Here is a 7730-nt window from a genome sequence, read left to right on the forward strand (position 1 = left end):
CGGGCGGACAACGAAGCGGCGTACCGCCGCAAGATGGAAAGATAAAATGGCTGATTCGGTCGTCATCCGCGAGTTCCTGGTCGCGCTCGGCTTCAAGGTCGACGAGAAGGGCCTGAAGAACTTCAAGGAAGGCGTCGAAGGCACGACCAAGGGCGTCAAGCAGTTGATCGCCACGGTGTCCGGCGCCGCGCTCACGGTGAGCGCGGGCGTCGCGGCATTCGCGTCGAAGCTCGAACGCCTGTACTTCGTGTCGCAGCGGACCGGCGCGTCGGCGACCAATCTGCGCGGCTTCGAGTTCGCCGCGCGCAACATGGGCGTCTCGGCCGAAGCGGCCACGGGCACGATTGAGAACCTTGCGCGCTTCCTGCGCAACAACCCGGCGGGCGAGGGCTATCTCGCGACGCTCGGCGTGCAGACGCGGAACGCAAACGGCGAGCTGCGCGACACGGTCGACATCATGTCCGACCTCGGGAAGTCGCTCGCGAACAAGCCGACGTGGCTTGCCAGCCAGTACGGCAACATTCTCGGCATCGACGAGAACCTGATGCTCGCGATGCGCAACGGGGACTTCGAGAAGCTCCTGGCGCAATACCGCGAGATGTCGAAGTCGACCGGGCTGGACAAGGCGGCCGACGACTCGCACCGCTTCATGACGCAGTTGCGTGGCCTCGGCACGTCGTTCGAGAACCTCGGCATTCGCGTCGAGGGCGCGATGCTGCAGAAGATCGGGCCGCAGCTCGAGCGGTTCCAGCGTTGGATGGACGAGCACGGCGACGAGATCGCGAACCGGATCACGGAAATCGCAAACGCGGTCGTGAGAGCGGCCGCGGCGATGGGGCCACCGCTGGCGTGGCTTGCGGAAAAGTTCGTCGAGCTCGATCGGGGCACGGACGGCTGGTCCACGAAAATCTTGCTGCTTGGTGTAGCACTGAATGCCCTCGGCGTGTTTCGCATCGCTGGCGGCATCTGGAAGATGGTCGCGGCACTGCGCGCGGCCGGCGCGGCCACGACTGCCGCATCCGCAGCGGGTGGCGGATTGCTTTCCGTGCTCGGCAGCCTCGCTACGGCCGTGACCGCCGTCGGAGCTGCGTTTGCGGGTTGGAAGATCGGCGACGCACTGCGCGACAAGGTCGACGGCTTGATCACGCAATTGTCTGGCGGAAAGTACCGCTCGCTCTGGGACGTGCTGACCGGAAAGGATCGGCGCGGCCTCGGTGCGACCGGCGGCTACACGCAGGAGGAAATCGACAGCGTGAAGGACGGCGGCGGCGCGAAATTGACGCCACCGCGCGCCGAGCAGTCCCGGATGCCGGCGCCCTTGGTTACACCGGAGCCGGCTGCAACAGAGCCCGCCGAAGGTCCGCAGGAGCCTCCCGCGCGAATCTCAGATTCGCAAGATGCGACACCGCAACCTCAGCCTAGACGGTTCCCGCAGGCTCAACCGCCGATGTGGCCGCAGCCGGTACAGCAGCCAGTGGCACCTCCGTCGCCGGCACCGCGGATCGAGAGGGTTGCGGTTCGCGACGACGGCGGTCTGGCTGGCCGTCTCGGCCAGTTGGCGGACACCGCGTTCGGCAAGTTGATCGCGCGCGGCGAGGGCGATTACAACAGCGTGAACCGCGGCGCGCGCGGCGGTTACCGCGCCGGCACCGAGAACCTCGAGGGCATGACGCTGGCGCAGGTGATGGCGGCGCAGCGCGCCGGGCAGTTCAACGCGGCGGGCCGATACCAGATCATCGGCAGCACACTGGCCGAGGCCGCACGCGGGTTGAAGCTGAACGGGTCCGAGATGTTCGACCGGAAGCTGCAGGACCGGATCTTCGAGCAGTACCTCGTGCGCAACAAGCGTCGTGCGATCGCCGATTACGTCGAAGGGCGTAGCGACGACCTGCGCGGCGCTCTGCGCGCGGCGTCGCGCGAGTGGGCGAGCGTCGCAGACCCGGATACCGGTCGCAGCTACTACGCTGGCAAAGGCAACAACCGTGCGAGCATCACGGCCGCTGAAATGGCGGCCGCGCTGCGGAACACTCGCGCGACTTACCAGCCGCCGGCCACGCTGGTCGCGCAACCGGCAGCGCGCGGCGGCGCGGCGAAGGTCGAGCTGCACCAGTCCACGCAGATCCATGTGACTGGCGCTAGTGATCCTTCGGCGGCCGGCCGTGCGGTCGAGCGCGAGCAGCGCGCGGTGAACGCCGATATGGTGCGCAACCTGCAGGGGGTAATCGCATGATCCTCGACATGATCATGATCTCGCCGAAGATGATCGGCAGTATTACGGTGCAGGTCGCGATCGAAGAGGTCTACAACGATGAGCTGACGATCACCGAGCATCCGGTTGAGCAAGGGGCGGAGATCACCGATCACGCTTTCAAGCGCCAGCCGGATCTCTCGATGCGGTGCGGCTGGAGCAACGCGGACTATGAAGCGCTGCTCGGTGCGGCGGAGGCGACGTTCGACGGCGGCGGCTTGCCGTCTGCGCAGTACGTCAATGCGATCTATTCGCAGCTCCTCGCGCTGCAGCAGGCGCGCACGCCGTTCGACGTCACGACGAGCCGCCGGACCTACCAGAACATGCTGCTGCAGGGGCTGCGGCTGACCACTGACGAGAAGACGTCGAGCGCGCTGATCCTGACGGCGACGCTCAAGCAGATCCGCATCGTGTCGACGCAGGTGACGAAACTGCCGCCGCGCGAGAATCAGGCCGACCCGGCATCGACGGCCGAGACCGGCAACGGTGGTACGAAGGCCGCCATGCCGGCGACGCCAGCGCCGGGCGGCGCGGTACCGCCGGGGAGTATGTGATGCCGAGCTTCTTCGAGATTCCGTTTTCGCCGCGCCCCGAGCGCTTCACGGTCACGCTTAGCGGGACCGACTACCGTCTGACCGTCCAGTACCGCAAGGCCGGCGGCGCGGGGTGGGTGCTCGACGTCGCGGACGCGCAGGACAACCCGTTGGTGTCCGGCATCCCGCTGGTGACCGGCATCGACCTGCTTGGCCAGTACAAGCACCTGGGGTTCCAAGGGCGGCTATGGGTGCAGGGCGCCGCTGATCCGGACGACGTTCCGACGTACGAGGATCTCGGCATTGGATCGCACGTTTTCTGGGTGACGGATCAATGAGCGTTCAGCAGTTCGGCCGGAAGGTATCGCTGGTCATCGGCTTCGATAGCGGCGATTCGCTCGATCTGTCCGAGCTGCGGATCGTGTTCCGCGTACAGCGGGGCGACCTGCAGACGCCGAACTCGGCGCGGATCCGGGTCTACAACGTGTCCGCGACGACGGCGCGGCGCGCGCAGAAGGAATTCACGCGCGTCGTCCTGCAGGCCGGCTATGAGGGCAACTACGGGATTATCTTCGACGGGCAGATCAAGCAGGTGCGGCGCGGGCGCGAGAGCCAGACCGATACGTTCCTCGACATCACCGCGGCGGACGGCGACTCGGCGTACAACTTCGCCGTGGTCAACACGACGCTATCGGCCGGGTCGACGCCCGCGGATCACGTAGCGGCAGCATGCACTGCGATGAGCCCGTATGGCGTGCAGCAGGGATACTTGCCCGAACTACCGTCGAACCCGCTGCCGCGCGGGAAGGTGATGTTCGGAATGGCGCGCGACTTCATGCGATGGACCGCGCGAACCACGCAGACGGTCTGGAGCATCCAGGACGGGAAGGTCGTGTTGGTGCCGGAAACGGCGTATATGCCAGGCGAGATCCCGGTGATCACTTCCGCGACCGGCATGGTCGGGCTGCCGCAGCAGACCGCGAACGGCATCGAGGTGAAGATGTTGCTGAACCCCAGCGTGAAGATCGGTCGGCTGATCTGTCTGGACAACGCGAGCATCCAGCAGTACGAGTACAGCTTGAACGTCGGCCAGCAGGCCAAGAACGAGCGGATCGAGATGCAGGCGAAGCTGCAGGACGACGGTTTCTACTACGTGATGCTCGCGGAGGTGGGCGGCGATACGCGCGGTGAAGAGTGGTACACGAGAGTGACCTGCCTGGCGGCCGACGTGACGGTGCTGCCCGATTCCTTCAGGGACAAAGCTGCGGTTCCGTCAGCCGACGTGATCAAGCGGTTCGGCTAACGCAGTTCCTTCTGATACTGCGAGATGCTTTTGCCGAATTCGTCCGGAGTGATCGCGCGTTTCACGAACCTTCCTGAGCCGTCGTTGAGAATTTTCACCTCTGCGTAGTTGATCAGTGAATCTTGGCGACTGTTTCCGAACTTCGTGACGATTAGAACGGAATCATTGACCGGGCTGAGCACTTTTCCCCAGCACGCGGCGACGAGGGCTCGACCATATAACGATTCGGCCGCCCGCATGTTGGGCGCATCGGTGATAGGTAGGCGACACGGCATGTTTCTGTAGAGGATCGAGCTCATTGCCGAGCGAGGGATCGTGTCTTCGACGGTTTTCGCGAATACGTAGGCCGACTGTCCAATGGTTGAGCGATCAAATGACCTCGCGCGGATAGCTGCGTCTTCCTGCTCCTGAGCGATTTTCCATTTCGGCACCTCGTTCTGTTCGGCCGCGAACGCTCGATTCTTCGCGATCAAATCCTCAACGTCAGCGGCTTGAACGTAGCCGGCAGTCATTGCCAGCACGGCTGCAACAAACAGTTTCATATCGAAGTCCATGGATAGACGTGAAAGGGTAGGCGACCCGGAGGTCGCCTTGCGTGAAGCGTTCGACGGCGTACGCGCGGGCATCTGGACAGCGATGCCCGGCATTATCCAGTCGTTCGAAAGCGCGGCCGACCGACCGCCGACGTGCAGCGTCCAGCCGGCCATCAAGGCGCTGGTGCGCGGCATCGATGGCACGATCCAGAGCGTCGCGCTGCCGCTGCTGGTCGACTGCCCGGTCCAGTTCCCCGCCGGCGGAAATTGTACGTTGACGTTCCCGGTCACGCCCGGCGACGAGTGCCTCGTCGTGTTCGCCTCGCGCTGCATCGACGCCTGGTGGCAGTCGGGCGGCGTGCAGGAGCAGGCGGAGCTGCGCATGCACGACCTGTCGGACGGATTCGTGCTACTCGGCTTTCGGTCGCGGCCGCGCGCGCTCGCCGGCGTCAGCGGCAGTTCGACGCAGCTGCGCAGCGACGACGGCGCGACGTACATCGACCTGAACCCAACGCTGCAGAAGGTCAAGATCGTCGCGCCGGGCGGCTTCGATGTCGTCGCGCCGCTGTCGACGTTCTCGGCGGCCGTGACGATCACCGGGCTGCTGACGTTCGTCGGTGGGATGGTCGGCAGCGCGGCGAGCGGTGCCGCCGCGGTGTTCAACGGCATCCTCAACGTGATCGGCCAGATCACGGCGAACGGCAAGCGCGTCGACGACACGCATACGCACCCGGATGCGCAGGGCGGCAACACCGGCCCGGTCAACTGAGATTCCCATGCGATACCGAAAACTTGACGCTGACGGCGACTACGTCTTCGGCGGGGGCGCGGCCGACTTCCTCGTGAACACGCCGGAGACGGTCGCGCAGGCCGTGCTGACGCGCCTGCGCCTGTTGCGCGGCGAATGGTTTCTGGATACGACGGCCGGCATGGCGTGGGCGACCGACGTGCTCGGCAAGTACACGAGCGGCAAGTACGACGCCGCGATTCGGACGTGCATCCTCGGCACGCAGGGCGTGACTGAGCTCACAAGCTACTCAAGCACGGCCGATCCAGAGACGCGCGTACTGACCGTCACCGCGACGATCAACACCATCTACGGCACCACCACGGTACAGGCGACATTGTGACTATCACGACCCTCGCACCCACCATCGACGCGAACGGCATCACCGCGCCGACGTACGCGGACGTGTTCGCGTATCTGCAGGATCAGTTCCGCTCGATCTATGGCGCCGACACGTACCTGGAGCCGGACAGCCAGGACGGCCAACTGCTCGGCGTGTTCGCGAAGGCGATCAGCGATGTCAATTCGGTGGCAATCACGATCTACCGATCGTTCAGCCCCGCGACGGCACAGGGCGACGCACTGTCGAGCAACGTCAAGATCAACGGCATCGCGCGCAAGGTCGCATCGTACTCGAGCGCCGACCTGGTACTGGTCGGGCAGGCTGGCAAGACGATCACGAGCGGCGCGGCGAAGGACGCGAACGGTGTGCAGTGGATGCTGCCGGCCGTGGTGACGATCCCGCCTAGCGGCACGATCACCGTCACGGCGACGTGCGCGACCATCGGCGACGTATCCGCGCGCGCGGGCACGATCAACCAGATCGCGACACCGGCGCTCGGCTGGCAGTCGGTGACGAATCCTGCGGATGCGGCCGAGGGTGCGCCAGTCGAATCCGACGCAGCGCTGCGTCAGCGGCAGACGGTGTCGACGGCGCTGCCGTCGCTCACCGTGCTCGACGGCATCATCGGCGCCGTGGCGAACGTGCCCGGCGTCACGCGGTACGTCGCCTACGAAAACGATACGAACGCGACCGACGCCAACGGCATCCCGTCGCACTCGATTTCGCTCGTCGTCGAGGGTGGCGACGCGACGGCGATCGCGAATGCGATCGCAGCGAAGAAGACGCCAGGCGCTGGAACGTTCGGCACGACGTCGATCGTCGTCACGGACATCTACGGCCGACCGATCACGATCAACTTCTTCCGGCCGGTTGGTGCGCCGACTGGCGCCACCGTCACGATCAAAGCGCTCACCGGCTACACCAGCCAGGCGGGCCAGCAGATTCAGCAGGCTGTGTCGGACTACATCAACGGCGTGCAGATCGGCGGCGGTCTATCCGGCAGTGTCGAATGGGGCGACGCGCTGACCGCGGCGAACAGCGTCGGCGGTGGGGTGACGTTCAAGCTGTCTGGCCTGACGCTCACTGGGCCGCGTGGCGCCGGCACGCCGGATGTCGCGCTGCTGTTCAATGAGGCGGCGTCGTGCACGCCAGCGAACGTGACGCTGGTGGTGACCTGATGGCTGACCTGACCGAATACACCGCGCTGATCACATCCGAGCACAGCGACAAACCGCGGTTCATGGCGGTGGTGTCGACACTGGTGCAGCCGCTCGTCGACCAGATGAACCTGATCGAGAGCATGCCCGGAAAATTCGACTTGGACGTCGCAGCGGGTGACCAGCTCGATACGATCGGCGTGTGGGTCGGCGTGTCGCGAAAGATCCGCACGCCGCTGACGGGCATTTATTTCTCGTTCGACATCGCGGGCCTTGGCTTCGACCAAGGCACGTGGAAGGGGCCGTTCGATCCGGATACCGGGCTCACGGTGCTCGACGACGACACGTACCGGCTCGTCATCCGCGCGAAGATCGGCGCTAACCACTGGGACGGGACGCTCGAGCAGAGCGCTGCGATCCTGAACAGCATCTTCGACACGGACACGCACGTGTTCATCGAGGACCACCAGGACATGTCGATGACGATCGGCATTGCGGGAAAGGTCCCGCCGGCGACGTTCCTCGCGTTGCTTTCCGGCGGATACATCCCGCTGAAACCCGAGGGTGTCCGGGTCAATTACACGATCGTCACGACCGTCGACGGATCCCCCCTGTTCGGATTCGACATGAGCAATCAGCTCGTGGCCGGGTTCGACGTCGGAGCCTGGAGCAGGCCCGTTTAACCGCGAATCGCATTGTCTGCAAGCCACCTTCGGGTGGCTTTTTTTAGGTTCATCGAGGATTACCGGGGAACGCGGCGCGAATCTTGAGGAAGAAGTATTCGTCGTCGCGGTACCCGTAAGCTCGACGCTTGATGACCTTGATG

The 7730-nt window shown here is 65.0% G+C and carries 9 protein-coding genes; 8 read left to right on the forward strand and 1 reads right to left on the reverse strand.

What is annotated here, in order from left to right; translation table 11 throughout:
* Nucleotides 1-46 precede the first annotated feature (46 nt).
* From HWX62_RS31575 to HWX62_RS31590, 4 genes are read left to right on the forward strand one after another with little or no spacing between them, the layout of a single operon-like run.
* Nucleotides 47-2230, forward strand: a complete 2184-nt coding sequence (locus tag HWX62_RS31575; protein WP_175932487.1) for a mannosyl-glycoprotein endo-beta-N-acetylglucosamidase — start codon at nucleotides 47-49, stop codon at nucleotides 2228-2230.
* Nucleotides 2227-2802, forward strand: a complete 576-nt coding sequence (locus HWX62_RS31580) for a phage baseplate protein (protein WP_175932488.1) — start codon at nucleotides 2227-2229, stop codon at nucleotides 2800-2802. The genes HWX62_RS31575 and HWX62_RS31580 overlap by 4 nt, the downstream gene beginning before the upstream one ends.
* A complete protein-coding gene (locus HWX62_RS31585) occupies nucleotides 2802-3119 on the forward strand; it encodes a hypothetical protein (RefSeq protein WP_175932489.1) in 318 nt (105 codons plus the stop codon). Before HWX62_RS31580 ends, HWX62_RS31585 begins: the two co-directional genes overlap by 1 nt.
* Nucleotides 3116-4084, forward strand: coding sequence for a hypothetical protein (locus HWX62_RS31590; RefSeq protein ID WP_175932490.1), 969 nt, complete (start codon nucleotides 3116-3118; stop codon nucleotides 4082-4084). Before HWX62_RS31585 ends, HWX62_RS31590 begins: the two co-directional genes overlap by 4 nt.
* On the opposite strand, the gene HWX62_RS31595 is transcribed toward HWX62_RS31590, so the two are convergent.
* Nucleotides 4081-4626: a hypothetical protein gene (locus tag HWX62_RS31595; protein WP_175932491.1), complete on the reverse strand. Its 546-nt coding sequence runs from the start codon at nucleotides 4624-4626 to the stop codon at nucleotides 4081-4083. The two genes, HWX62_RS31590 and HWX62_RS31595, sit on opposite strands and share 4 nt — an antisense overlap.
* Before the next feature lie 10 nt (nucleotides 4627-4636).
* On the opposite strand from HWX62_RS31595, the gene HWX62_RS31600 reads away from it, so the two are divergent.
* Genes HWX62_RS31600 through HWX62_RS31615 form a run of 4 tightly spaced genes read left to right on the forward strand, consistent with a single transcriptional unit; the run spans nucleotide 4637 to nucleotide 7587 of the window.
* Nucleotides 4637-5386, forward strand: a complete 750-nt coding sequence (locus HWX62_RS31600) for a Gp138 family membrane-puncturing spike protein (protein WP_175932492.1) — start codon at nucleotides 4637-4639, stop codon at nucleotides 5384-5386.
* A gap of 7 nt (nucleotides 5387-5393) precedes the next feature.
* Nucleotides 5394-5747, forward strand: a complete 354-nt coding sequence (locus tag HWX62_RS31605; RefSeq protein WP_060158564.1) for a hypothetical protein — start codon at nucleotides 5394-5396, stop codon at nucleotides 5745-5747.
* Nucleotides 5744-6925: a baseplate J/gp47 family protein gene (locus HWX62_RS31610; protein WP_175932493.1), complete on the forward strand. Its 1182-nt coding sequence runs from the start codon at nucleotides 5744-5746 to the stop codon at nucleotides 6923-6925. Before HWX62_RS31605 ends, HWX62_RS31610 begins: the two co-directional genes overlap by 4 nt.
* The gene (locus HWX62_RS31615; protein WP_175932494.1) at nucleotides 6925-7587 is read left to right on the forward strand and encodes a DUF2612 domain-containing protein; all 663 of its coding nucleotides are present in this window, start codon (nucleotides 6925-6927) and stop codon (nucleotides 7585-7587) included. Before HWX62_RS31610 ends, HWX62_RS31615 begins: the two co-directional genes overlap by 1 nt.
* Nucleotides 7588-7730 lie beyond the last annotated feature (143 nt).

The organism is Burkholderia sp. BCC0506 (assembly GCF_902833145.1).
GTDB lineage: Bacteria > Pseudomonadota > Gammaproteobacteria > Burkholderiales > Burkholderiaceae > Burkholderia.

What these genes read in the sequence shown, in the direction of transcription:
- HWX62_RS31575 (WP_175932487.1), top strand. Translation starts at nt 47, where the DNA reads ATGGCTGATTCGGTCGTCATCCGCGAGTTCCTGGTCGCGCTCGGCTTC.
- HWX62_RS31580 (WP_175932488.1), top strand. Translation starts at nt 2,227, where the DNA reads ATGATCCTCGACATGATCATGATCTCGCCGAAGATGATCGGCAGTATT.
- HWX62_RS31585 (WP_175932489.1), top strand. Translation starts at nt 2,802, where the DNA reads ATGCCGAGCTTCTTCGAGATTCCGTTTTCGCCGCGCCCCGAGCGCTTC.
- HWX62_RS31590 (WP_175932490.1), top strand. Translation starts at nt 3,116, where the DNA reads ATGAGCGTTCAGCAGTTCGGCCGGAAGGTATCGCTGGTCATCGGCTTC.
- HWX62_RS31595 (WP_175932491.1), bottom strand. Translation starts at nt 4,626, where the DNA reads ATGAAACTGTTTGTTGCAGCCGTGCTGGCAATGACTGCCGGCTACGTT.
- HWX62_RS31600 (WP_175932492.1), top strand. Translation starts at nt 4,637, where the DNA reads ATGGATAGACGTGAAAGGGTAGGCGACCCGGAGGTCGCCTTGCGTGAA.
- HWX62_RS31605 (WP_060158564.1), top strand. Translation starts at nt 5,394, where the DNA reads ATGCGATACCGAAAACTTGACGCTGACGGCGACTACGTCTTCGGCGGG.
- HWX62_RS31615 (WP_175932494.1), top strand. Translation starts at nt 6,925, where the DNA reads ATGGCTGACCTGACCGAATACACCGCGCTGATCACATCCGAGCACAGC.